Origin of the sequence: Halobacillus sp. Cin3 (assembly GCF_947311855.1) — a bacterium.
GTDB classification, from domain to species: domain Bacteria; phylum Bacillota; class Bacilli; order Bacillales; family Halobacillaceae; genus Halobacillus; species Halobacillus kuroshimensis.
This window is the reverse complement of record NZ_CAMZMV010000004.1, coordinates 142,784-168,553: the sequence shown is the minus strand read 5'-3', so window position 1 is coordinate 168,553 and position 25,770 is coordinate 142,784. Positions and strand designations below refer to the sequence as shown.

The following is a 25,770-nucleotide window of genomic DNA, read 5'->3' as shown; positions in this document are numbered from 1 at the left end:
TTGATGTACCCCTTCCTCCCTGACGCACTATTTTTCAGAATTATCACGCTCATTTCCACTATACTATATCCCTATCTATGGAACAAAGAAAGAAGCCGATGGGTATATCAGGAATTGAAGGGTCTTCTCCCTTTTCAACAAAAGTTAAAAAAGATTATATAAGTAATAAAATGAACCTAAAGACCTATGATTTTTTCCGACAATTTAGTTAACTTATCCCCCTTTATATGGTATCTTTAGTTTGAGCCATCTGAAGTAGAGATATAAAAGAACATAAGAGACGAACGTTTGTATAGGTATAGGTGGCGGAGGCTCCAGCATTCAGCTGGAGCTTACTTATGGGTTTAGCAGCCCCAGCCAAAAAACCGCAGATCCAGGGGATCTGCGGTTTTTTATATCGTTCCATTATCTACATGTATACCTGTTCCCGTGATCGAAGAGGACTGATCGGATAAAAGAAAAAGAACGGTGCGTACGACACTGGCCATCGCGGTTTCTTTCTTCATCGCATTTCTTCTGTAAATTCTCTCCTTCTGTTCGTCCGTTAAGGAAGCACTCATGGCTGTATTCATAAACCCGGGGATCACGCAGTTGGAACGGATGCCCCGTGCCCCCCATTCCCGCGCCGTATTTTTCGAGAACGCTTCGATGGCCCCTTTTGTAGACGCGTACATGCTTAATCCTTTGTATCCGGTGTGGGCACTGATGGAAGAGATGTGCACGATCGATCCTTCCGTTTTGTTCAAAAGCATATCCCGAATCACATATTTGGTCAGGTGCATGGGACTCAGGACGTTGATTCGGAACATCTTCTCAAGCGGATCGACGCGAAGGTTGGAAATAATGTCATCATAGGCCCATGCGGAATTGTTCACAAACCCATGAATGACCCCGATCTGTTTCAGCTGCTGCAGGTATAACGATTTGATCCCTTCCACGTTTTCTAAATCGTAGGTAAGGTGGACAAAGTGTTCCCCTCCCAGCTGCTTCAGATCTTCGACTTCGGCACCTTTCGATCGGCTGATGCCGATGACCCCATACGTTCCTTCCATTAGGATTTCTCTGGCAATGGCCTTTCCCACTCCTCTGGATTCACCAGTGACAATGACCCACTTCATTCTCTGACCTTCTTTCCTGTGCGCGTTTTCGGAATGTCTTCGACAAACGCCAGGATCCTCGGTACTTTCCACGGCTGCAGGGTGCGTGAGGCGTGCTCCCGGACCGCTTTCTTCACTTCATCCTCTTCAGCGTCTGCCTCCTTCACGATATCAGCGGTAAGGAGGTTTCCTGTTACACTATTTGTCTTCCCTTTCACCAACGCATCCTCCACTCCCGGGACCGCTGTCAGCACAGCTTCGACTTCCAACGGATTCACCCTGTACCCCCCGACATTAATAAAATCAGAATTTCTGGATACAAAAGCGAATTCATCTGCCCCGACTTTCTGTACAACATCTCCGGTATTCAGCCATTCGCTGCCGACCTCTGCGTTTTCCATTGTACCGACCAGCGACTGATGGATGAGCAGTTCCTGGTTTTCATTGATTTTCACCAAGTCTTTTATGGAGGAGGGTATGGTAAAGGTGCGGCCGTTTCCAGCAAATACACTACCTGCTTCTGTCGAGGCATACACATTCCTGATCTGGGCATGGGGGAAAACCTGCTTCATCTTCTCCGACAATCGTTCATCAAAGCCTTCGCCGCCAAATGTGATCCGCCTGACGCACGGATAGGTCTTCGACTGAAGCCTGGGAAAAATATTGCGATAGTAGGTAGCGGTAGCGGACAGATGCGTCATTTGATATGGCTCAATCAAATCAGGCAGCCGTTTCTGCTCTTCATTGAACACATAGATCATTGGATTTTTATTGCAGAAGGCTTGAAAGAAGACTTGCAGACCGGCCATGTGTGTAGGGTTATAGGCAAACCCCCACACATGGTCCTTCCATTGGCTGCCGGTTTTCACCTGCCGTGTTAACGATTCATACCGATGAGTGACTTTTTTCGGACGTCCGGTTGTTCCTGACGTATATAGGGACAAGGTCCAGTTTTTTGGATGAAGACGGGCCGTTACTTCCTCATGAGACGGGGGATGCTCAGGAAGACCGTCCAACAAAGCCGGCTGGAGGTCAGAGGCTTGGATCCCCATCCTTTTTAATTCTTCATCAGAGAAATCTCCGTCCAACAGCTCTACCGGATAATCGAGCCACAGACTATGGACGATCGCTGCGAAAATCTGATACGGGTCGTTCCCTTTCACAAAAATCCTGGAACACGCCATTTTCCTGCTGCCCACATCCCTAAAGAGCTCCTCGTACGTATACTGATGTCCTTTGGAAGCGAGGAAAAGATTCTTCATGGACCCTGATGCCCTTCGATTTTCCTGATGACGTCTCCCATCGTTTCAACAAGGCCATCCTCAAAGATATCCACGCCGAATTCACTCTCCACCCGGACCGTCAGTTCAGCGAGCATCAAGGAGTCCATGTTTAAATCATCCCTGAGATGCTGGTCGGCATCCAGCCGCTTCAAGGGTGGCAGGCCATTATCTTTACACATGTCGTTAACAATCACGATCAATTTATCCTGCACGTCTCCTCCTCCTTCTTAGCAAAAAGGTGCGGTATATTTTTTAAAGAGACTGCTTTTCTTCTCCCAGTCGGATTTCAGAAGCTCCATCAGGTGGACGTCATGACTTTTTCCATGCTTGATCACATGATCTTTACGAGTACCGACCATACGAAATCCATGGAAGGTATTGAGCTTCACAACCTTGTCGTTCCCCTCCATCACCTCTGCTGTCAGCTTATTCAAAGAAAGATTGCTGAAAACGTGGTTATATAGATAGAGAGGAAGGATTCCACCATAGATCCGGTATTTTTCCTCACCTATGTAATAACCGAAAACGGCCCGTTTATGGACAGCATGGATGTCACTTAGAGAAAGCACACCGACAGGCACCGCATCGATCGCAGCCACCCAGTAGAGGTCCGTGTCGGATTGGGAGACCGATTCGAACCAGGCCTGGTGTCTGCCTCGGTCCGGCTGTATATCTGTATACATGTACCGTGTTACAAATGAGGAGGTTCTCCACTGTAACACCAGATCGAGATGGGATTCTTTCAATCTCTCGAATTCAATCATCATCCTCCTCCTTTTTTCTGCTGGATATGATGGTTGATTTCCGCCCATTCGGGGTGGGCGTCCAACAAAGCGAGCGCGTCCTCCAAAGTAAAACGGGGATTCTGTGGGTAGAGATGTTCCAGGATCTTTGCAACCAGCTGGAAATCTTCTATAGTGTCCACCGTCCATCGGTGTCTGCTTTCATCCCTCTTATACAAGAGATGATTGTGTTTGAACAGGCGGGTATCGCGGATCATTTTTGCTGTCACATGCTCACGTGTGTAGCTGTCATCTGCAATCAAGTGAGAATGATAGAGAGCTTCGAATGTAAATACTTCGATGTCCATTCCTCTTGGATACGTACGAATTTTTGTATTGGATACATACGGATATTTCGGATAGTGATGGAGAAAGAGAGCGGTAACCTCATCAACAACGGCAGGGTCCATCAGAGGACAGTCCCCGGTAAGCCGGATCACAACGTCTGCCTGATAGTGGGAGGCCGTCAAGTAAAAGCGTTCCAATACATCCTTTTCCGATCCTCTGAAACAGGCCGTTCCAAGCTGGCTGCACAAGTGTTCAATCGCATCATCACCAGATTGAACAGTCGTACTCACGACAAGCTGATCGATACAGGACGCCCGTTGGACACGTTCAATCTGGTACTGCAGGAGAGGTTTTCCCGCTGCCATTTTCAGCACTTTCCCAGGCAGGCGCGTGGAGCCCATTCTCGCTTGGATGACAGCCACAACCTTCATACATCATTCCGCCTTCCCGTAAGCATATTCCAGCTCAGCGGGGTGCCTTTGGAGATGGCAAACGGCGCCCGCTTCCCAAGGAAGACGCTTTTGTATTTCGGGAGCAGGCCGTAGCCCGGGCGGACCGCTCGAATATTCTCGTCTGTAAATGTCTCCCCTTTCTTTACATCCTTCGAAATATAAAGAGACCTCCGGTAATTTCTCGCTCTTTCGTCTTCCGGAGTATCTCCATAAGAGACCCTCCCCATTGCCTGCCACACGTTTTTCGATTCTTGTACCAGCTGTTTCATTTCTGAGGGCTCCAGAGAAAAAGAAGCATCTACGCCTCCTTCAGACCGATCCAGCACGAAATGCTTTTCTATGACGGACGCGCCCAGGGCCACACTTCCAACGGCCGCCCCGATGCCGAGCGTGTGGTCGGAGAGGCCCACAGGGCAGGAAAATGTCTGTGCCATATGTGGAATCGTGCTGATGTTGGAGTGAGCGGGAGGTGCCGGATAGGTGCTTGTGCACTTCAGCAGGACAAATTGGCTGCCTCCACTGTCCCTTACCGTTTTCACCATATCCTCCACCTCACTTAAGGACGCCATTCCGGTGGAGATGATGACCGGCTTCCCTGTTTTCACCACTTTTTCAATTAAAGAGAGGTCTGTATTCTCAAAGGAGGATATCTTATATAACGGAACGTGACACGCTTCCAGGAAATCTACTGCTGATTCATCAAAAGGGGTGCTGAAACCAATAATCCCCGCTTCCCGGCATCTGCTGAACACCTTCTCATGCCATTCCCACGGGGTTTTCGCTTCCTCATACAAGTCATAAAGCTTTTTTCCATCCCACTGGCTTTGTTCATCCTTAATCACAAAATCCGGCCGGGTGCTGGAGAGCGTCATCGTCTCCGGTTTATATGTTTGTATTTTCAAAGCATCCACCCCGCATGCGGCGGCATGGTCGACCATGGTAAGGGCTCTCGTCAGCGATTGATTATGATTGCCTGACATCTCCGCAATGATGAATGGTGGATGACCGCTCCCGATGCGACGGCCTTGAATGCTGAATTCCATGGGGGAACCTTATCCCTTCTTCCTCCCCGGTAAGTCAGGAGAGTTATTCCAGTTAATTAAACAAGCCGCCGCACGCCCTGGGCGGTACCCATCCATGATTTGAGAAAATCGACCGGCCATTTCCCGGGCGGCGGCTGGGTTGTAGACAAGCTTTTCAACAGCCCTTTTCAACCGGTCTACCTGCACATCCACAGCCTTTCCCACATAGCAAACGGCTTTTCTCTCTTTCAAAGCAGCGATGGTGGCGGCCTGATTGGCAGCTGTTTGAATGACAATCACTGGAAGATTCATATAGCAGCACTCCCAGATGGATGAACCGCCAGCTCCTATGACGAGGTCAGCCTCTTCCATCAACCGTGCCATTTGACTGGTCTGCACGTGAAGAGTCATGTGTGGAAACCGGGACACGTATTTTCGAATGACCGCCTCCTTCTCGTTTGCTCCACCGACAACGATGGTCACAGTCAGATCTGTCATATGCTGGACAGCTTCGATCGCTTTCAACGTCTGACCGGAAGGATCGCTGCCTCCGAAGCTGATCAGAAGATGATGGATGTTTCCACTGCGCCCCTTACCTGCCTGGAGAAATTCCTTTCTTAAAAGAAGATAGTCCGGTCCGAGAAGACGGACAGCTGACGAAGGAATCAAATCGGTATACCGTTTATGAAGATTGCTGCAGACGTTTTGGTCCAACAGTACATCACAGGCATGCCGGCGGTCAGCCAGATCATCAATGACCATCAGTCCTTTCACCAACGGACGCACCTCTTCCTCCCAACTGGCGTCCAGTTGGTAATGGTCCACAATCAGCCAGTCGATGGGCCCCCATGATTGAAGCAGCTCCTTCGTCTGGTCTGCATCCTTTTTATAAGAAAATTCTCCGTTGTCCTCAAGCCTATACACAGAAAAAGACTGGTTCACAGCCACCTGCCCAAGACTTTCCGGACAGCTTCGGCATATGAAAAATACATGGGCTCCACGATCACGAAGATCTTCCGCCAAGGTCAGACAGCGCATCATATGCCCGGTCCCCCACTGGACCGATGCGTCGACACGTATGGCTGCTCTCATGAGCCCGCCCCATCCCGGTAATAATCCAAAACCTTCCGGACAGCTTCGATCACATCATTAAGGTCCTGTTGGTCCATGGCGGGAAAAAGCGGGAGGGTGAGGAATTGCTGATACAGCTTTTCTGCGGTTGGGCAGCTGACCTGATCAAAGCCGTTTTTCTGATAGTACGGCTGTTCATATACCGGCATGTAATGGACGTTTACCCCGATGTTCTCCGCTGTCAATGCCTCAAAAATCTCTTTCCGACGGTCAATCATCTCCTCATCAAGCTTAAGGATATACAAGTGCCAGCTCGAACGCCGGCCCTGTTCCTGATAAGGGATCGTTACACCTTTCACGGTCCTGAAGGCGTTGTTGTAATAATCCGCATAAGCTTCCCTCATTGAGGTGAACGTATCCAGCCGGTCCAGCTGGCTTTCCCCAAGAGCTGCCTGCAGATCGGTCATCCGATAGTTGAATCCGAGAAACTGCATTTCATACTCCCACGGCGCGCGTTCTTGTATAAAATCAGCGGCATGCTTCGTAATGCCATGAGTACGGAATTGAAGAAGCGTTTTGTACCAGTTCTCATCATTCGTCGTAATGATGCCACCTTCTCCGGTGGTCACTGGTTTCACGGGGTGAAAGCTGAACATCGTCATATCACTGAGAGCACCGACTTTCTGTGCGCGATAGGAAGCCCCCAGCGCATGAGCGGCGTCTTCGATGATAAGCAGATTGTATTTGTCCGCCACTTTTCTGATGGCTTCATAATCAGCCGGCTGTCCGGTGAAATCTACAGGAATGACCGCTTTCGTCCGCTCGGTAACAGCGGCTTCGATACTTTCTGGTGTAATCAGATATGTGCGGGGGTCTACATCAGCAAAAACCGGCGTGCCTCCGCAGTACAAGACACAGTTGGCACTGGCAGCAAAGGTGAGAGGGGAGGTGATGACTTCGTCCCCTTTCCCGATGCCGGCAGTAAAACAGGCGGCATGCAGCGCTGCCGTGCCACTGGAAAAGGAAACCGCATAGGCGGCCCCTGTATAAGCGGCTGTTTTTCTTTCAAAGCTGGCTACGGCAGGTCCTGTCGTTAAATAGGGACTGCTCAAAACCCTTTCCACAGCTTCTTTATCTTCCTTGGATATCCACTGACTTCCATAAGGGAGAAACGAATGACGTACAGGCTTTCCACCAAATACAGCAAGCTTGCCTCCCACCTGCCCAGCTCCTTTACATACGGTTGGATTTGATCCATTCCTCTGTCCGGCGGATTCCCTCCTCTAAACCTACTTCAGGCTCCCAGCCGAGGATCTCTTTGGCTTTGGAAAAATCGCACAACAGCTTGGAAATCTCACTTTGCGGGTGAATGTGTTCGATGTGGGTAATCGACGTCCGGCCGTCTGCAATCAGCTCAGCCAGCTGATTGATCGACACATCGCGCCCCAGACCCGCATTCAAAATTTCCCCAAAAGCCTCTTCATGGAGACCCGCCTCCACAACGAAGCGCGCACAGTCTTCCGCGTATAAAAGATCACGGGTCTGCTCCCCGTTTCCATAAATCTCAATCGGATCTTTGTTCAGCTTTTTCTTTATGAAAATAGGAACCACACCACCTTCTCCTCCTGTCTTTTGAAAAGGACCGTACGTGTTGAAAGGGCGTACGATCGTGACAGGCATCTGGTAGGCATGAAAGTAGGACAACACCATGTTTTCTGCAGCAATTTTCGAACCGGCATAGGGAGAAGCTGGTTTCACCGGGTCCTTTTCGGTAATCCCCTGAGGGTTGGATGCTTGATCATACACCATACACGTGCTCATGAATACAAATCTTACCTTGTGCTTTCTGCAGCTTTCCAGTAAATGAAAGGCCGCAACCGTATCGTTATAGAATGTTGTCTGCGGATCATCAATGCTGTCCTGGACATTGATACTTGCCGCTAGATGGTAGCAGATATCCACGGAGTCATTCATGACCTGTTCGATCACATCTTCTTTGCGTATATCGTCATGATAAAAAGCTTTGAAACGTTTGTGTGAAAGGAACTCCTCTATATTTCCGACGTCTCCGTTCGACAAATTATCAATCACCCAGACATTTTGCTGGTCTTCCAGTAACTTCTTCACGACCCATCGTCCGATAAACCCTGCTCCACCTGTAACAAGTACGTTCAGAAAGCTCCCTCCTCCTTAAAAAACGGCATTCCTATATACATATATTTCTAGATGCCGCTATGTATGAAAAAATCACAGGACTTCATTTCTTTATAAGCCCTGTGATAAAGGATAAAAGCCGACCTTCCGCCCCGTTCCCGAGCGGATAGGTGCGTTGTTTGAATGACTGCATCAAGGACTGATCGTGCGCGGAAACCCCGCCGTTTTTAAGAAAAACATTGACCAAACCCGCCAGCCGGACAGGGTCATCCTGCTTCAAACGTCCCAATGAATCAAAATATCCGCTGTATCCATAAAAGTTGTTATTCAGGATAAATACCGGTTTTCCGGCCATCAAGCCTTCAAGCCCGGCGGTTGAATGGTAACTGACGACCGCATCAGACAGCTGGATCAAATCACTTAACGCCTGGTTTTTGGAATGGAAGGTGGAAGGGAATTTTTTTGTTAAGTAATGGGGCGTGTGGTCTGGGAAATCTTTAATAATAAGATTGACTGAATCTGACAGGGTAAGGGATCTCAAAAACGACTCCCATTTTTTCATTTGATAGTTGCTTCGCACGATGATAAGAAGGTTTTTCTTATGAATGGGAAGCCCTATATGCTGTTTGATTCTGGCTGCGTTGGTCTGAACCGCTTTGTACATTTCATCAAACCGCGGATGTCCCATCACCACGATCCTCTTTTCAGGAACCCCGCGGGACAGGAACCAATGCTTCTCATAATGTCCAAAGACAAGCTTATAATCGGTGACGCATGGAAGATAACCGAATGCATCGGAAATGATGCCGTGCTGCAGGGCAGCTACAGGAACATTATGAACAGCTCCTAAGATGGAAAAGATCCGTGACTCCATATACTGCGAATACGGAACGATGACACACCCTACCCCTTCCCGCTGCAGTAAAGCCCCGATCTGTTCTACTCGATGAACGACCTGGTCAATCTGCTTCATCAATGCTTTTTCAAAGTAAGGAACCGCGTACACCGGGTGGCCGGCCGCTTTCTTACGGGCAAGGATCGCTTTCGCTTCATTCTGCAGACGCAGCACTTCTTTATGCACATTCACTTTATATTCGTCAAAGTAACGAGGAGGAAGGACACTCGCTGTTTTTTTCATACTGGCCGGTCTCTTCACTAACACCGTTTCATCCAGCGACTTGACCTTCGGCTTTTTCTCCCCTTTCTTCTGGCTGTGTTCCCGATCGACGATGTACAGCGTTTCAAAAGTCCGATTCAGCCTCAATAAAGTGGAAGATGGAAGCCTGAGAAGCCCGTAACCGTCATACAACACAAGCTTCTTTTTCTCCCCCCGTATTTTTTTCTTTTGAAACCGCGCCTTATACCCATCAAAACGCTGCTGAACAACTCGTACATCCGTCACATGGTTACGAACAAAAGAAACCCACCCCTTCTGCTGGTAGATTTCCATCAGTCCTTTATTACCCTGGATCAGCCCTCTGTAGTAACAAAGATAGGGGATGCTGTGCTCTTTATAATAGAGGGATTGAAAATCATCCAGAAAGTCCAGATACACGGACCAATATTTTTGTTCAATGATATCCATGGCTGCTTTCCTTCCTTAGATTAAATTCTGCTTCTGCACAAGCCGGCGCAGTTCTTCTTTGGAGACTGGTTTCTGATCGCTTGAGCTGTACGTTCCCACTTGAGTTCTGACAGCATCCGGATAGGAGACCTGTTTATCCCCTGGGATGACGTACATATCTTCAAATTCCCAGGCTGTCGTCGATTCTTCAAAGGTCATCAGCTCTTCGTACATTTTTTCTCCGACTCTCAACCCTATCTCCTGAACTGTGATTTCATGTGGGTCCAAGCCATAGGCAAGACAAACTTCTTCCCTGACCACTTCAATGAGGTCCTGCAGGGAAATGACCGGCATTTTCAGGACAAAAATTTCTCCCCCCTGCGCTCTGGTCAGCGAACGGATCGTTAAGGAAGCGGCTTCTTCAATAGTCATCATGAACCGTGACATCCGATCATCCGTCACGGTAATCCGCTTCTTCTCTACCATCTGCTTAACAAACAGAGGAATGACAGACCCTCTGGATCCCATGACATTTCCGAAACGTACACTGGCGAAGATCGTCCCTTCCTTTGATTTGTTTTGTTCGGATGATAAAAGGAGTCGTTCAGCAATCAGCTTGGAAGCTCCATACGTATTCGTCGGGGAAATCGCTTTATCTGTACTCGTGAACACAACCTTTTTGACACCTCGGGCCTTCGCTGCCCGCACCACGTGGCGCGTTCCTGCTATATTGGTAAGTACCGCTTCATATGGATTGTTTTCACAGAAAGGCACGTGCTTCATGGCTGCCAGGTGAAACACATAATCTACGTTATCCATTGCATCATAGACCGTTTCGTAATGACGGATGTCTCCTAGAATAAACTGCACCCGAGGATCGGACTTCAGTTCTTTTTCCAATTGATACTGCTTATATTCATCACGGCTCAACACCTTGATATATTTCGGGGATTCATTCAAAAGGGTCGTCACAATCCGCTTTCCAATTGTGCCCGTCCCACCAATTACCAGAATGCCCTTATCTTTGTAAAACACTCTCTTTCTCCTTCCCTCATATCTTTCTACCTGATCATGCTTATGTATATGCTATTTTTATAGAAAGGTGAAAATAATAGATAGAAACCCAGCCAGGAACCGGCTCTCGTCCCGGTCCCTGGTTACAGGCCCTCAAGCAGATATAACCGATCTGCCAAAGGGTGGATATGATAAGAGAGGTTTTTATTGGTAATCTTGTTCAGACCGGAGTAAAAGCGTACGATTTCTTCTGTCGTTAAGGATGGAAATAACCGCTTCATTTTTTCCCGCCGGTCTTTAACGAAACGCAGCCTTTTCAAAGAGGGGACAGGGGCAGGGGACACGTGTTGGTTGTTCAACACTTTCAGAATGGCTGTGCAGGCAGATGGGAGGGCTGGATGACTATAATAATGAAAGAACCCATCAGGAAGTTCAGGCTTTTCAGCGTGCCGCAGGATGTTAACGACTTCGTTCTCTGTGAACGCGTGGATGCTCAGCCTGTCGGGAAAGTCCATCATACCGGAGGAGTGAATCACAGGCTGGTAGGCAATGACCGGTTTTCTCAGCACACCCCCTTCAATTCCGGTCGTACAGCCGTTATGAATGACAGCCTCTGCCCCGAGAATCCAGTGAATCACACTGCGCTCCCGGTGGATGTGGATGTTATGGAATCCTTTAAACGCTTCCTTATAAACGTCGAGGCTCTCTCCGGGATGGGGACGGAAGATGATGTTTTTTCCGGGACAGGCCCGGCTCAACGTCTGAGCGAGCTGGATAAAAGCATGGCAGAGCCTTTTTATCTTCTCCATTTCCGGCAGATGGACGTTTTCTCTCACCCCGCCGATCGGATTATAAAACGTAAACCGGGTATTGATGAGGATATAAGAGCCGAAATCCGCCTGAATGTCTTCTACATCGGAGGCGTACAGCTCTTTATAGGTGTCATTCAGCAGGTCGAATCTGGGATTTCCGGTAATGGTACAGCTCTTTTCCATATGGGGATAAGCTTTTGTCAGGATGTTTTTTTGATGCTCCCCCCAGCAGCACACATGGGCAAGGCCGCGAATATGCTCCTTCCTCATCCGCCGGCTGATGTATTTCGGAGCATCGGGAATGAAAAACCCCTCTTCATCCAATTCTACAATCTTATGATGATATCTCCCTACGTTTTCCACTACTCTTCTGCCGTACCCTTTCGAATAACCCTTGGCCAGGAAAATACCAAGTGGCAGCTTTTCTGCTGCCTGCTCGACCATCCAGTGCTCTCCAATCACGACATGATATCCCTGACTTATGGCATGAAATGCAAGCAGTAACTTGGCATCCAGTTCTCTCACTTTCGTTTCAATCGGAAGATACAGCCACTTACGACTTCCGCTTTTCATTTCGTTGACCTCCTGCAAGACCTGCGAATAAAACATACGTATGTGCCCTCTTCGATTCGTATGCTGAAAAAAAGACCCCGGAAAGCATCTATCCGGGGTTCGTGATTCATTCATATTCTTTTTCAATCGTCTTCGTGCTTCTGACGGTATCAATCGGGCGGACGTAGTTTTCGATCTCCTCACGCTTCGGCAACAGCTTTGGCGGGAGGGACAGCATTTCACCCAGGGTTTCATACGGCTCGTCTCCCATAAAACCGGGCCCGTCGGTCGCAAACTCGAACAAAATCTGCGGTGCTACCTTCGCATAAAGAGACCCGAAATAGTGGCGGTCCACGAAACCGGACGTGCGGAACCCGAACGTTGGGAGATGATCGATCCATTCCTGGAGAGCTTCACGGTCATGGACACGGAAAGCCGCATGGTGGACCGTTCCGAAGCCCTGGCGCGCATCTGGAAGGACAGCGTTGTATTCGACAATCACTGCCGATCCGTTACCACCTTCCCCGACTTCGAATCTCGTAAAGGCTCCTTCTTCTGCTGTTTGACGGAAATGCATCACTTTTTGCAGCACGTCCTTGAAGTAATCCGCCTTATCTACGCGGACATACAAAGGCCCTAATCCAGTAATGGCATACTCGTTCGGTACAGGTCCGTTCTGCCATGGAATACCGGCAGCCACCCCTTCGTCTTTTTCATCCGAAATCAATTCATACGACTGATCATCGAAGTCGACGAACGGCAGAACCTTGTTCCCAAACCGCTCCTTAATCCCCTGGTGCTTCACATCCAGACGGTCAAAGCGTTTGACCCAGTAGTCCAAAGCCTCGTCATTTGGAACACGGAACGACGTCGTGGAAATTTCATTCGTCCCGTGAGCCCCTTTCGGAATACCCGGAAAATCAAAGAATGTCATATCTGTGCCGGGGTTTCCCCGGTCATCTGCAAAGAACAAGTGGTACGTTTCAATATCATCCTGGTTGACGGTCTTTTTGACAAGGCGCATCCCAAGCACATAAGTGAAGAATTCATAATTCTTTTCCGCACTGCTCGTAATTGCGGTGACATGGTGAATCCCTTTCAGTTCGTTCATGTCCATTCCTCCATTTATTTGTTAATCCGTTTGAAATTATCTCAGTTTCAAGATAAATATACCGTCTTCATCTAAAAATGTCAACTCCGCTGTTCTTAGCTCATTTGTCCTGCTCATAAAATAAGATATAGAAAGTTATGGAAAAACTATTGACTTTAAGTGGAAAATTGGATATTTTATAATCCTTAGTAATTTTATCAGTTTTATAGGATAAACCATTAAAGGAGGTCTTTTTTTATGGAAACATTGCTTGTTCTTTTGAACATTGTCCTTATTTCAGCTCTTATATTCGTATTAATTCGTATGCAGCAGAAACACGTCTCCTTCAGTAAGCGCGTGTTCACCGGTCTTGGTCTCGGGGTGCTGCTTGGGGTTTATCTGCAGACCGTATTCGGCGCGGACTCTGCCGTCACCTCCCAGACAACAGACTGGTATAACATTGCCGGACGCGGCTACGTGCGGCTGCTGATGATGATTGTCATTCCGTTGATCATGGTTTCGATCATCCAGTCCATCATCAACCTTGAGAAAACATCGGAACTCGGAAGGATTTCGCTCTGGATCATCGGAATATTAGTCGGCACAACAGCCATCGCCGCTCTCGTCGGTATTGGCAGCTCCTTCGTATTCGACCTGAATGCCAGTGAGATTGAAGCCGGCCAGGCCGAGTCGGACCGTGGAATATACTTGGAAGAAACGCTCACAGAAGTCCAGGACTTGTCCACACCGGAAAAAATTCTCGAATTCATCCCGGCCAACCCTTTCCTTGATATGACAGGGGATCGTGCTACATCCACCATTGCCGTGGTCATTTTCTCTGCGATTATCGGTATCGCTGTTCTTGGCGTACGCCGCAAACAGCCGGAGCATGCAGAAACATTCATCAACATCGTCAATGCTTTTTATGCGGTCGTCATGCGGATCGTCACGCTCGTTCTTCGTCTGACACCTATTGGTATTCTCGGTTTGATGGCAACTACAGTCGCCCAGACCAATATCGCCGGCATTTTGGAGCTCGGTAAATTCGTCCTCGCCTCCTATGCCGCCCTTGCTGTCATGTTCATCATCCATCTGGTTCTGATCAGTGTATTTGGTTTGAACCCGTTCACGTACTTGAAAAAAGTGCTGCCGGTTCTCACCTTTGCCTTCACTTCCAGATCCAGTGCCGGAACGATTCCACTGAATATATCAGCCCAGAAAAACAGCCTTGGCGTAGATGAAGGGGTTGCGAACATGTCAGCTTCCTTTGGTGCAACAATCGGCCAGAACGGCTGTGCCGGCATCTATCCAGCGATGCTGGCCGTGATGATTGCCCCGTCTGTCGGAATCGACCCGCTCAGCCCAGGATTCCTCGTGCAGCTTGTGCTGATTGTCGCCATCAGCTCCTTTGGTGTTGCAGGTGTCGGAGGCGGAGCGACCTTTGCTGCCTTGATCGTACTTTCGTCCATGAACCTGCCAGTCGCCTTGGCTGGACTGCTTATTTCCGTAGAGCCCCTGATTGACATGGGCCGGACGGCACTTAATGTCAACGGTTCTATGACATCAGGCACCTTGACTTCACGCGTCCTGAAAAAGCTGAATACCGAACGCTTCAATGATAAGGAAGCCGTTGAAAAAGATATTGCTGTCTAAACAAAAAGGATCTTCCCCATATGGGGAAGATCCTCAGCTTGTAGAGAAACCTCTGTTTCTTTACAAGCTTTTTTCTATCTTACCGCCAGGAGCGAAACCCCCTCCCCTTTCCGCGGACGAGCGACCGAGCTATCTCGCAAAACCCACGCTCGGCGATAGCGCATCCCATGACGTTCTTTTGAATCTGCGAGCCTGCTTAGTGCACAGTCTCTCTCCTCTATATTCTAACGTCGTCACGAGGAGCGTTCGGTGGTGATGCCTGCGGGAACAGCACGGGCCGAAGATCCACTTGGGCAGGTGACCTTCCTGACCAAGTTAGCTGAGGGCGTACCCGCGGCATTCATCCACCGATAAGCGGAAAGTGACCCTTCACACGACTAATGGACAACTCTAACTGGTTAACACAGGATTTTTCTACAGCCAAAGGATCTGCCCCATATGGGGCAGATCCTTCTGCTTGCAGATGAATGGTCTGCTTTTTTTTTATTCCTTCTGAAGCTCTCCCTGTCATGTACCACGGAAAACTATAACGAAGCCCTATATTTCAACGTTCATTATCCTCTAAAGGAATTTCTATTCCCTTGAAAATCTCGATTTCTCACTCCCTCTACACTGAGCTTCATCCATACTGTTTTTATTTTTTTAATGAAATTGTGATCCAATTTCATCACCGCTTCGTTAGCTGTGTAAGAAAATAAAAAAGAAGGAGAGTGTACCATGAAACAAATGAAAAGAATCCTGATCACATTAATGGCTTTGATGCTCCTTGTCCCATCCGTCGCCATGGCCGATCACCACAAATCAGCACAGACGGAGGCGGCCGATCTAAGATCGACGCTTGATCAATTATTGTCCGAGCACTTTGTCCTTGCTACAACGTTTATGATGAAATCGTATGAAGACGCACCAGATGCTGATGAAGTATGGAACAAACTTGATCAGAACGCACAGGATATGACCCCGGCGATCGCTTCTATTTACGGAGATGAAGCAGCTGCGCAGTTTGAAGAAATTTTCCGCGGACATAACGATTATTCCGATGGATTTGTAGAAGCAGCGAAAAATGATGATCCAGAAGCCCGTAAGATGGCAGAAGAGGAAGTTGAAGAATTCACGGAAGAATTCAGTACGTTCCTTGCATCTGCAACCGAAGGAAATCTTTCCAAAGACACAGCCAAAGAAGTCCTGAAAGCGCACGAACAAGATGTTCTGAACGTTTTTGACCACTATGTAAACGAAGAGTATCAGAAATCCTATACGGCTTTCCGTGAAGGTTTCAACCGTATGTTCGACATTAGTAAGGCCCTTTCTTCTGCCATTGTAACGCAGATGCCGGATTCCTTTAATGGAACAAAAGCGGATACACCAGCAGCAGATCTGCGTTCCAACATGAATGCTCTTGCTTCTGAACACTTCGCTTTAGCCGTTCTTGAAATGCAGAAAGGCTTTGACCAGGCGGAAGACTACGATTTCGTAACTTGGGCTGAGAACCAGCACACCGCTGATTTCAAAGCTGCTATCGGTTCTATTTATGGTGAAGAGGGTGCTGCCCAGTTTGAAAAAGTATGGCAGCAGGATCATATCAACGCCCAGTCTGATGTGATTACAGCAGCTCTTGAAGAAGATGAAGAAGCAAGGAAAATGGCTGAACAAAGCCTGATGGCCTTCTCTGAGGACTTCGGTGCCTTCCTTGGTACAGCTACTGAAGGAGACCTTCCACAGGAGGATGCTGTTGAAGCGGTCTGGACTCACGAGGAAGATGTCCTTCAGACCTTCGATCACTACGTGAATGAAGACTATACAGCCACTTACGACTCTTTCCGTGAAGGATATGCCTTCATGTTCGGAATTGGCGAAACATTGAGCAGTGCTGTCGTGACACAAATGCCGGATCAATTCGGTGGAGAAGTTATGCCGGAAGAAATGCCTAAGACAGGCTTTGGTGGAGCGAGCGATCAAGGAATGAACACATGGATGTGGATCGCCTTCGGAGTTATCGCTGCAGCTTCTGCCGGTTTCATTTCCATCCGCAAAGCCAAGCAGTAATGCTTACCATGGAAGAAGAGCCTCTGCTCTTCTTCCTTCCTTATGATAGAGAGGTGACAGTCCATGAAGCTCGATTGGAAAATGTACTTCACAATACTAGGCCTGACAGCGCTCGTTATGGTCGCCTATGAATTCAATGCGTTCACTTTTTGGAAGGACGATTCGGAGGTTGTCCGAATTGAAAATGCTACACAGGCGTCCTATCAAGAGACGGATGTGCCGGAGGATCAAAAAGAAGAGATTTTGGACGGCGAATTTACAGTGATTAATAAAAACGGAAATATGCGGTCCGCTGACGTTGTGAAAAACCAAAAGCAGGAAGAAACAGGGATAACCCCTGCCACCATCTCCATCCCTGCCATTGATGTAGAAGCCGCTGTAGAATCGGTGGGGATTCTGGATAATGGACAGATGGGTGTACCGGAGGACCCGCAGAAAGCCGGATGGTTTGAACCGGGGACGGAGCCCGGCAGTACAGGGAACTCTGTTATCGCAGGCCACGTGGACAGCCGGACAGGTCCTGCTGTTTTTTATGATTTGGATCAACTTGAAAAAGGAGACGAGATTACCGTCTCCGATGAAAACGGGGAAGAAAAGACCTATGTAGTCGAAAAACTCGAAAGTTATCCGATGGATGATTCCCCCATTGAAACGATTTTCGGATCTTCCGATGAAAAACGTCTCAACCTTATCACCTGTACAGGTGAATTTCTCAGCAGTATCGGAGGTCACGCGGACCGTCTCGTCGTGTATTCAAAACTGAAGGAACCGACGCAGAAACAGGAGGATATCCAGCCCCCTTCCAACGTGCAGATCCAGGGGACGATGATTACCTGGCATGCCGTACGTGAGGATTATGTGGCAGGATACCGCGTCTACCGCAGCCAGGACGGGGAAACATTCGAAAAGGTCGCCAGCATCTCCAAGCATGAACGGAAATCCTATACGGATTCCGAAGCATCCGATTACTCCTATTATGTAACGACAGTCAATGAAGAAGGTACAGAGTCTATGCCTTCCGATCCAACAGGAACAAAATAACCACGTCTGCCGGACAGACGTGGTTTTCAGCTTTTCTTATAAAAAGGTCGATCTTCTGTTCAGCAGAAAATCGACCTTTTTTCAACCCATCGTTAAGTCAGGGGGCGTAAAGTGTCCGATGGTGACGCCTGCGGCAGCCACCGATAAGCGGAACGGGATTCTACACACCATTTCTGCCGGAAGTGTATTTTCTATTTCAAATTCCCGAAGACATTTTTCACTTTAGGCACCACATCGTGACTGCCTTCTTCTGTATCTTCCATCATCATCGCCACAAGCAGATCCTGATCCTCGGTATCCCAGGCCACAAACCATCCATTCACAGGTCCCTCTTCATCCTGGGATTTTTTTAATTCCGCTGACCCTGTTTTCCCTGCGAGGGAAATTCCTTCCACAACCGGCTCATAAGCTGTTCCGTTCTTGTTCTGTACGACCGCTGTCAGATCATCACGGATCAAAGCCGCTGTTTCTCCACTGATGACCTCTTCTTTCCACACCTCAGATTCTTCCTCATTCAGCAGAAGCTGCGGTTTGATCAGTGTCCCATCGGTAATGAACGGCGTGTAGGCAGCAGCCAGGTGGACAGCGCTCATCTGCACCTGCCCCTGCCCATAGGCGGTCGCCGCAAGCAGAGATTCACTTTCAAATGTATCTTCGTTCATCAACTGGGAAGCTTCTATCGGATAGGAAAACGGCAGATCCTCACCAAAACCAAATCCTGCTGCTTCCTCCAGGAAAGAATCTCCGCCGATATCCACGATCTGGCGGGCGAAATAAATGTTATCCGACCGCATAAGTGCATCGCGCAGATTCACCTGACTGTCCGCTGCTGCCCCGGGTACACGGGTGACGGAATAGCCGGCATCCGCCTCATACGTTTCTCCGGATATCGACAGCTCCTCTTCCGGATTAATCGTTCCTGTTTCCAATCCAACCGCTGCGGTGATTGGCTTAAACGTGGACCCCGGAGAATACGTTCTCGAAAACTTGTTCAAGGTCACTTCTTCCCCTCCAAGCCCTAAAGAAAGAGCTGTCGGGTTGTAGGAAGGAGTACTGACAAGGGCCTCCACACTTCCGGTCTCAGGATGAATCGCAGCCGCTGTTCCGGATTCGTCTTTCAATTGTTCATATACTTCCGTCTGGACATCCGATGAAATGGTCAGCGTGACGTCTTCCCCGTCCTTCGCTTCCTGTTCTGCGAGCACTTCTTTCGTTTCATTTTCCTCATCGGCAATATACACACGCCAGCCCGGTTCGCCCCGAAGCTGGTCCTCCATGACAAGCTCTAACCCAGATTTCCCGATGTTATCGTTCGTACTGTAGCCTTCTCCTTCGCGCTCTTCCAGCTCTTCAGCCGTGATACTCCCCATATAGCCGGTCAAATGCGCGGCCGCTTCCCCTAAAGGATAAACCCGTGCTTCTTTCCCATCATTGATCATGTAGCCAGCTGGCAGATCTTCAAGGGCCGTCAGCCTCTCCTCATCATCTTCAGGAATCATTGCAAGCGGCACGAACACATCATCCTTCACCCAGGACTGCTCCAGTTTCTGATCGATTTGTTCAACCGAAAGCTTGAGAATATCTGCAAGTCCTTCCTTCAAGGCTTCTTCCTCTTCCATCTTCCCTGGTACAATACCAACTTCCTTCACCGGACCTTTGACAGCCAGCCCCTGCCCGTCGCGGTCGAAAATCTCTCCGCGTTCGGATTCCAGCCGGGTGACTCTCACTGTATCGCCTTCCACCATTTGGGAGAAAATAAGATCCGGCATCCATTCCACCGCCCAGCGACCTTCCTCGTCATTTTCCTCATAGACAAGTCCCGCCTGATGACTGAATTCAATCGCACCGGCTCTTGAATCTACCGAAGCCGTATATTCATAGGCAGGTGGATCCTCTTGATCATAGCTTTCTTCCTCTTCGGGAAGATCGTATGTAATCGATATCTCCTCCGCGCCGATCCCTTCAAAAATATCTTCATACCGGCTGACAAAATCCTCTTTCGTGATGGATTCTTTCGAAGATTCACTTAAATAGCTGTACATCGTTTCATACCCTTTCTTTTCCCATGCGTCCATGTACGCGGAAAACGTGTCCCGCGGCTCCGGCTGACTGCTGCAGGCAGAAAGCGCGGCCGTGGTCAGGAGGACGAGCAGGATCATCCATTTTTTCATCAAATCTCCCCTTATTTTTCTGTAATCAGACAAATTTTTCTAATTTCTATTATACCAGACACAAGCCTGGGAAAAAGAAAAACGCCCGGTTTATACCGGGCGTTACACTGCCGAAAACGTATTCGGCGTCTATTGTGATTTCTGCATGAAGGGTTTACGGTCACGTTCCGCTTATCGGTGGATGCTTGCCGCAGGCGTCACCACCAATAAGATCATCAAAGCCTCACCGAATGATGATTTTAAAAAGGAGATGATCTGTTTTTCAAAGCCCCCCTTGGCTCATGGGAGCGAATCCCCAAACTTTTTCATTCAGTTACAGTCAGAAAATAGTTGGCAGGCTTTTCATAGATTTGCAGCGATGGTCCTTTGCAAACGTTCATTGGCTCAAATGAACATTCCATTTCGTAAAGAAAGGAAATGGACGTTTGAACCTTATTTACAACCTTATCCAAGATAGATGCTTGATAAATAATAAACGCCAAATACAGCACTGATAACTCCAGCAGCCTGTGTCAATCCTTTATTAATCGTCCACTTTTTAGTCGTAAGTACAAAAGGAAGACCAATCACAGTCGTAAACAAAAGCATTCCGATAATTGTGCCTGCTCCAAAAATAAAAATGAATGCGGCTCCCTCAGCTGCGCTTTCCACAGAGCTCAGCGTTAATAGTACAAGGGCGGCACTTCCCGCCAGTCCATGGACGATCCCCATAAAAACAGATGCCTTATAACTGCGCCCTTCTTGCTTTAAAGAAGACTTTTTATAAGAAAGAAACGTCGTTGCTCCTACTATAATCAACATCACTCCAACAAGAGCTTCGAGCGACTGTGCCCACGTTTCAGGAATCTGCTCCTGCATGAGGATGACCACCATCCCAAATACAAACATAGTCAAGGTATGTCCAATTCCCCAATAGATCCCGGTCATCGCCGATTGAATCACCTTTCTGCTTTTTGCCGCTGATGTAGATACCGCAATCACATGATCCGGTTCGAGCGCGTGCTTAATCCCAAGCGCCAGTCCCAGTCCTAAAACGGCTAACAAACTCATATCCTCCATTGTTGAACCTCCTTAATACTTCCGCCAGATAACTTCTTTTTTCTGTAATAACGTTTCTCGATAAAAGGTGTGAACAACCGCTGTCACCGACTCAAGCTGTTGGGTGTTATCTCCCAGCATCCGCATAACGACGCCTCCCTTATCCATCGAAGAAAGACCGAAACGGACACCAGGAAACTGCTGTTCAAGGTGGTCAGAAAGCTTTTCGACAAAATCCACTCCTGCCTCCGGATGAAAAAGAACGACCGATCCAACATGTGAATGCCCCTCAAGTTCCAGTACCCCTTCTACTCCTTTTCCAGGATCAAGCAGCAAGTGATCATATAGAACAAGGCTGCCCCCGGAGGTCACCTTCAATTTGTTCCGGTACCAGTCATACCGGAATGGCTCTCCATCACGGGACCACCCTGGTGTTACAATATCGTTGTAGAAAAAAGAGGACGTTTCATCGATGTCCACGATCGTCATTTGATTGAATCGTGCTCCTTCATACATGATCAGAGGATCCATACAATAATCGAGGGAACTGCCGGCAGCGAGATGAATCCTTGTCACCTGCTCCACCGGCTTTGATATCGTTTTGTACACTTTGGATGCAGCCTGGCTCGTTACACTCAATTCCGCTCCTTCTTCCAGTGTCACTTCATTCACATAGGAATCCCCATCCACATAGCCTCCGCCAATATGAATCATATAAACGGACAACGTTTCCTCATCCAGGTAAACGGGACGGGTGAATTTGAAAGCCCCCTCATAAAAACCAGACAGGATCGTCCGGTTACGGCGTTTTTCTCCTTTCAGGTGAAGGACGCCGGTGTGTGTCATGCCTGCAGCCCTTTAAGAAAGGCATGGTCATAAATCCATTCAACGACCTCCGAAAGACCCTCTTTCGTTTTTAAGTTGGTAAACACGAAGGGCTTCTGTCCACGCGCTGTAATCGTATCCTGTTTCATCACATCAAGATCCGCTCCGACATGTGGAGCAAGGTCGGTTTTATTAATGACGAACAGATCGGATTTAATCATCCCCTGACCGCTCTTTCTGGGAATCTTCTCCCCTTGAGCCACGTCAATGATATAGATAGAGAAGTCCACCAGTTCCGGACTGAACGTCGCAGCCAGATTATCCCCTCCGCTCTCGACGAAAATTAAATCCAGATCATGATGACGCTCCTTCAGCTCATCAATAGCCGCAAAGTTCATCGAAGCATCCTCACGTATCGCCGTATGAGGACAACCTCCAGTTTCCACTCCAATGACGCGGTCACCAGGAAGCACTCCATTCTTAAGTAAAAACTGCGCATCCTCTTTTGTATAAATATCGTTCGTGATGACAGCCATATTCAATTCATCCTTCAGCTCCCGTGTGAGCCGTTCGACAAGCATCGTTTTTCCCGCCCCGACAGGGCCTCCCACTCCAATACATATCGGTTCCATCATTCCATTCCTCCCAATCTTTTTTTAAGACATAAACAACCGTACGTGCAGGCGCTCGTGCATCATCTGGGCGATTTCCAGCCCCGGGCTTCCAGCTCCCAGTTCCTCGATCGAAGCCCCCTGGATAACCCGGGCTGTTTTTTGCACATGAGGCTGCAAAGCGACGAGGATTTTCTGACCATCCGTCTGGCCGATAGGTATCCCTCGCACAGCGTTCTGCACCATTGAGCTCAATGAGGTGAATAAAAATGTTTCCAACGCCGCGGACCCGGATACCTCCATAGCCCCGTAAATCACAGCGAACACAAGGGCCGGGTGGCCGTAACCCTCTTTTTCCATCAGCCACTTATGATACTGCTCCAATGGATGAGAAGGGTACAAATCCAGACACAACTTTGCCAGCCGCTTCCCCACCCGCTGATTCCCCTCCCGTGTTTCTCTTGCTGGTGTAGACGCATAAAGAAGATGATCCAGTTCGAGGATGAGATCCACTCCATCATTTTTAACTTCCTGATAAGCCAGCCAGAAGGCCAGGCCATCATTGTATGCCAGCTGCCGGTCCAAAAAAGCGGTCAGGGCCTCCTTGAAGCTCTCTGCATCTGTGATGACATCCTGCTGAATATACGTTTCAAACCCAAACGAATGCGAGAACGCCCCGGATGGAAATTGAGAATCGCTGAGCTGCAGCAGTGGCATCCAATTAATCATCATGGCTGTGGCCGATATACCGGAAGGGCTCAGGCACCTTCCGTTCTTCCCTGGAGTAGTCCAGGCCTTCATTCTCCAACAGTTCTTCAATGAGGTAGTCATACTGAACAAGCATTTCTTCCCCTTCAAACTGCGCAGGCACGTGCCGGTTGCCGAGCTGATGAGCAATGTCTCCCATTTCGCGGATGTTTTTCGGACGTATGACAAGCACATCATCCTTATGAACGCTTACGACAATCATGTTCTTCTCATCGATATGTAAGATGTCCCCGTCCGAAAGCTCTTTGTTTTTTCCGAGCCGGATACCGATTTCACGGCCGTGATCCGTCGTCACTCGCTGGACTCGTTTGAGAAGCTGTTCACTCTCCAGCTTTACGTATTCGACGTGCGGAGCCCGATTATTCGTTTCTGAAATATTACCTGCTACCTTTTCAATAATCATCCAATCACCTCAAAATAAGAAATACCGCTGTCCCATAGCTACTGTCTCTGCCGGTTCGCAGTGGATAATTTCCCCATCCACTTTGACAACATAGGTCTGCGGGTCTACTTCAATAGACGGCGTTTCGCCGTTATGAATCATCGATTTTTTCGTTAAGTTCCGGACTCCTGAAATCGGCCGGACAATTTTTTCCAACCCGAGTGTTCGATGAACACCTTTTTGATAGGCGGATTGAGAGACGAATGTCATAGCTGTAGAGGCTTTCGCTTTCCCGAGGGAACCGAACATCTCCCTGTACAGCACCGGCTGTGGTGTCGGTATGCTTGCATTCGGATCGCCCATTAAACTATGAGCAATCAAGCCGCCCTTTAAAATCAGCTCAGGCTTCACTCCAAAAAATGCCGGATCCCAGAGCACTAAATCAGCAAACTTGCCTTCCTCTACAGAGCCGACATAGTCGGATATGCCATGCGTTATCGCCGGGTTTATCGTATATTTCGCTACGTAGCGCTTCGCCCGGGAGTTGTCACTGTGCTCATGGTCTCCCTCTAAAGGCCCCCGCTGCTTTTTCATTTTATCGGCCGTCTGCCACGTCCGGATAATTACTTCTCCGACCCTCCCCATCGCCTGGGAATCAGAGGAAATCATGCTGAACACTCCAAGGTCATGCATAATATCCTCAGCGGCAATCGTGTCTTTACGAATCCGCGAGTCCGCAAAAGCGATATCCTCCGGAACACTTGGATCCAGATGGTGACAAACCATCAGCATATCCAGATGCTCTTCCAGCGTGTTCACGGTGTAGGGACGGGTCGGGTTCGTGGAGGATGGAAGAATATTCGAATATCCGGCCGCCTCAATAATGTCAGGTGCATGACCACCGCCGGCCCCCTCTGTATGATAGGTATGAATGACCCGTCCCCCGATAGCTTCGAGCGTATGTTCTACGAATCCACCTTCGTTCAGCGTATCTGTATGAATGGCCACTTGAACGTCAAATTGATCAGCGACCTGCAGGCATGTATCAATCGTTGCCGCTGTCGTTCCCCAGTCTTCGTGAAGCTTCAGCCCTACGGCTCCAGCTTCAACCTGCTCCTTAATGGCTTCTGCACTTGTGGTATTTCCTTTTCCTAAGAATCCGAGATTCATCGGAAACTCTTCTGCTGCCTCCAGCATCCTCTCAATATTCCACGACCCAGGGGTGCACGTGGTTGCCTTTGTACCCGTGGCCGGGCCGGTCCCCCCTCCAATCATGGTTGTTACACCGGAAGATAAAGCCGTTTCAATCTGCTGAGGGGAAATGAAATGAACATGGGCATCAATCCCACCTGCCGTTACAATCATTCCTTCAGCGGCAATGACCTCTGTAGAGGCCCCGATCACGATATCCACGCCATCCATCAACAGTGGGTTTCCTGCTTTTCCAATCGTTTGAATCCACCCATCCTTGATCCCGATATCAGCTTTGATAATTCCGGAGTGATCCAGTATGACCGCATTGGTAATGACAAGGTCAACTGCTTCATTCCTTAATGCAAGAGGGTGCTGGCCCATCCCGTCACGGATGACCTTGCCTCCTCCGAATTTCACTTCATCTCCATACCTCGTATAGTCTTTTTCCACTTCAATAAAAAGGTCCGTATCAGCCAGCCGGACCGCATCCCCTTTTGTCGGTCCAAACATATCGGCATACTGGCGCCGCGGCATCTCAAAGCTCATCATCCAGCCTCCCATTGACAAGTTGATTCAATCCATACACTTTTCTCTCCCCGGAAAAAGCAACGAGAGGAACTGTTTTTTCATCTCCCGGCTCAAACCGGACAGCTGTCCCGGCCGGAATATTCAAATGACGCCCCCTGGCTTCTTCACGATCAAATTGCAGAAACGGGTTCACTTCAAAAAAGTGAAAGTGGGAGCCGATCTGGACCGGCCGGTCGCCTCTATTTAATACGGTGACTTCCACTACTTCCTTCCCTTCATTACAGCGGATCGTTTCCGACCTCAGGATAAACTCACCTGGTTTCACTTCATCT

General features: G+C 48.6%; 24 protein-coding genes. 3 read left to right on the top strand and 21 right to left on the bottom strand.

What is annotated here, in order from left to right:
• Window positions 1–392: 392 nt before the first annotated feature.
• The 13 genes from QMA39_RS13905 to QMA39_RS13845 form a co-directional block, all read right to left on the bottom strand.
• On the bottom strand, window positions 393–1,118 hold the full coding sequence (locus tag QMA39_RS13905; protein ID WP_281659077.1) for an SDR family oxidoreductase: 726 nt from the start codon (window positions 1,116–1,118) through the stop codon (window positions 393–395).
• A complete protein-coding gene (locus QMA39_RS13900; RefSeq protein WP_281659076.1) occupies window positions 1,115–2,359 on the bottom strand; it encodes a fatty acid--CoA ligase family protein in 1,245 nt (414 codons plus the stop codon). The genes QMA39_RS13905 and QMA39_RS13900 overlap by 4 nt, the downstream gene beginning before the upstream one ends.
• Window positions 2,356–2,592, bottom strand: coding sequence for an acyl carrier protein (locus tag QMA39_RS13895; protein WP_027955704.1), 237 nt, complete (start codon window positions 2,590–2,592; stop codon window positions 2,356–2,358). The genes QMA39_RS13900 and QMA39_RS13895 overlap by 4 nt, the downstream gene beginning before the upstream one ends.
• A 15-nt stretch (window positions 2,593–2,607) precedes the next feature.
• Window positions 2,608–3,144: a UDP-4-amino-4,6-dideoxy-N-acetyl-beta-L-altrosamine N-acetyltransferase gene (gene pseH, locus QMA39_RS13890; protein ID WP_206933865.1), complete on the bottom strand. Its 537-nt coding sequence runs from the start codon at window positions 3,142–3,144 to the stop codon at window positions 2,608–2,610.
• On the bottom strand, window positions 3,144–3,881 hold the full coding sequence (locus tag QMA39_RS13885; protein ID WP_281659075.1) for a glycosyltransferase family protein: 738 nt from the start codon (window positions 3,879–3,881) through the stop codon (window positions 3,144–3,146). The genes pseH and QMA39_RS13885 overlap by 1 nt, the downstream gene beginning before the upstream one ends.
• The gene (pseI, locus tag QMA39_RS13880) at window positions 3,878–4,945 is read right to left on the bottom strand and encodes a pseudaminic acid synthase (protein WP_281659074.1); all 1,068 of its coding nucleotides are present in this window, start codon (window positions 4,943–4,945) and stop codon (window positions 3,878–3,880) included. Before pseI ends, QMA39_RS13885 begins: the two co-directional genes overlap by 4 nt.
• Window positions 4,946–4,954: 9 nt before the next feature.
• Window positions 4,955–6,016 (bottom strand): UDP-2,4-diacetamido-2,4,6-trideoxy-beta-L-altropyranose hydrolase, encoded by a 1,062-nt coding sequence (gene pseG, locus QMA39_RS13875; protein WP_281659073.1) that lies wholly within the window; start codon window positions 6,014–6,016, stop codon window positions 4,955–4,957.
• On the bottom strand, window positions 6,013–7,215 hold the full coding sequence (pseC, locus tag QMA39_RS13870) for a UDP-4-amino-4,6-dideoxy-N-acetyl-beta-L-altrosamine transaminase (RefSeq protein WP_281659072.1): 1,203 nt from the start codon (window positions 7,213–7,215) through the stop codon (window positions 6,013–6,015). Before pseC ends, pseG begins: the two co-directional genes overlap by 4 nt.
• Before the next feature lie 13 nt (window positions 7,216–7,228).
• Window positions 7,229–8,170 carry a GDP-mannose 4,6-dehydratase gene (locus QMA39_RS13865; protein ID WP_281659245.1) on the bottom strand — a complete coding sequence of 314 codons (942 nt, stop codon included), beginning with the start codon at window positions 8,168–8,170 and terminating at the stop codon, window positions 7,229–7,231.
• Between the two features lie 82 nt (window positions 8,171–8,252).
• Entirely contained in the window at window positions 8,253–9,734 is a 1,482-nt protein-coding gene (locus QMA39_RS13860; protein ID WP_281659071.1) for a hypothetical protein, read from the bottom strand.
• Between the two features lie 15 nt (window positions 9,735–9,749).
• The gene (locus tag QMA39_RS13855; RefSeq protein ID WP_206933853.1) at window positions 9,750–10,748 is read right to left on the bottom strand and encodes an SDR family NAD(P)-dependent oxidoreductase; all 999 of its coding nucleotides are present in this window, start codon (window positions 10,746–10,748) and stop codon (window positions 9,750–9,752) included.
• 122 nt (window positions 10,749–10,870) lie between these two features.
• Window positions 10,871–12,112 carry a surface carbohydrate biosynthesis protein gene (locus QMA39_RS13850; RefSeq protein WP_281659070.1) on the bottom strand — a complete coding sequence of 414 codons (1,242 nt, stop codon included), beginning with the start codon at window positions 12,110–12,112 and terminating at the stop codon, window positions 10,871–10,873.
• A 106-nt stretch (window positions 12,113–12,218) separates the two neighbouring features.
• Complete coding sequence (locus QMA39_RS13845) at window positions 12,219–13,202, bottom strand: ring-cleaving dioxygenase (protein WP_281659069.1); 984 nt, start codon at window positions 13,200–13,202, stop codon at window positions 12,219–12,221.
• 237 nt (window positions 13,203–13,439) lie between these two features.
• On the opposite strand from QMA39_RS13845, the gene QMA39_RS13840 reads away from it, so the two are divergent.
• The 3 genes from QMA39_RS13840 (at window position 13,440) to QMA39_RS13830 (ending at window position 17,921) form a co-directional block, all read left to right on the top strand.
• On the top strand, window positions 13,440–14,834 hold the full coding sequence (locus QMA39_RS13840) for an L-cystine transporter (RefSeq protein WP_027955694.1): 1,395 nt from the start codon (window positions 13,440–13,442) through the stop codon (window positions 14,832–14,834).
• Between the two features lie 717 nt (window positions 14,835–15,551).
• Window positions 15,552–16,880, top strand: a complete 1,329-nt coding sequence (locus QMA39_RS13835; RefSeq protein ID WP_206933847.1) for a copper amine oxidase — start codon at window positions 15,552–15,554, stop codon at window positions 16,878–16,880.
• A 63-nt stretch (window positions 16,881–16,943) separates the two neighbouring features.
• Window positions 16,944–17,921, top strand: coding sequence for a class F sortase (locus QMA39_RS13830; RefSeq protein ID WP_206933845.1), 978 nt, complete (start codon window positions 16,944–16,946; stop codon window positions 17,919–17,921).
• Window positions 17,922–18,112: 191 nt separating this feature from the next.
• Here QMA39_RS13830 and QMA39_RS13825 read toward each other — a convergent pair whose 3' ends face one another.
• From QMA39_RS13825 to QMA39_RS13790, 8 genes are all read right to left on the bottom strand, one after another.
• Window positions 18,113–20,092 (bottom strand): penicillin-binding transpeptidase domain-containing protein, encoded by a 1,980-nt coding sequence (locus tag QMA39_RS13825; RefSeq protein ID WP_281659068.1) that lies wholly within the window; start codon window positions 20,090–20,092, stop codon window positions 18,113–18,115.
• A 444-nt stretch (window positions 20,093–20,536) separates the two neighbouring features.
• A complete protein-coding gene (locus QMA39_RS13820; RefSeq protein WP_281659067.1) occupies window positions 20,537–21,151 on the bottom strand; it encodes a sulfite exporter TauE/SafE family protein in 615 nt (204 codons plus the stop codon).
• A gap of 12 nt (window positions 21,152–21,163) precedes the next feature.
• Window positions 21,164–21,976 carry an urease accessory protein UreD gene (locus QMA39_RS13815; protein WP_281659066.1) on the bottom strand — a complete coding sequence of 271 codons (813 nt, stop codon included), beginning with the start codon at window positions 21,974–21,976 and terminating at the stop codon, window positions 21,164–21,166.
• Window positions 21,973–22,587, bottom strand: a complete 615-nt coding sequence (gene ureG, locus QMA39_RS13810; RefSeq protein WP_281659244.1) for an urease accessory protein UreG — start codon at window positions 22,585–22,587, stop codon at window positions 21,973–21,975. The genes QMA39_RS13815 and ureG overlap by 4 nt, the downstream gene beginning before the upstream one ends.
• A gap of 24 nt (window positions 22,588–22,611) precedes the next feature.
• Window positions 22,612–23,283 (bottom strand): urease accessory protein UreF, encoded by a 672-nt coding sequence (locus QMA39_RS13805; RefSeq protein ID WP_281659065.1) that lies wholly within the window; start codon window positions 23,281–23,283, stop codon window positions 22,612–22,614.
• 4 nt (window positions 23,284–23,287) lie between these two features.
• Window positions 23,288–23,737 carry an urease accessory protein UreE gene (gene ureE, locus QMA39_RS13800; protein ID WP_027955687.1) on the bottom strand — a complete coding sequence of 150 codons (450 nt, stop codon included), beginning with the start codon at window positions 23,735–23,737 and terminating at the stop codon, window positions 23,288–23,290.
• A 9-nt stretch (window positions 23,738–23,746) separates the two neighbouring features.
• Window positions 23,747–25,456, bottom strand: a complete 1,710-nt coding sequence (gene ureC, locus QMA39_RS13795; RefSeq protein WP_281659064.1) for an urease subunit alpha — start codon at window positions 25,454–25,456, stop codon at window positions 23,747–23,749.
• Window positions 25,446–25,763, bottom strand: coding sequence for an urease subunit beta (locus QMA39_RS13790; protein ID WP_027955685.1), 318 nt, complete (start codon window positions 25,761–25,763; stop codon window positions 25,446–25,448). The genes ureC and QMA39_RS13790 overlap by 11 nt, the downstream gene beginning before the upstream one ends.
• Window positions 25,764–25,770: the final 7 nt, after the last annotated feature.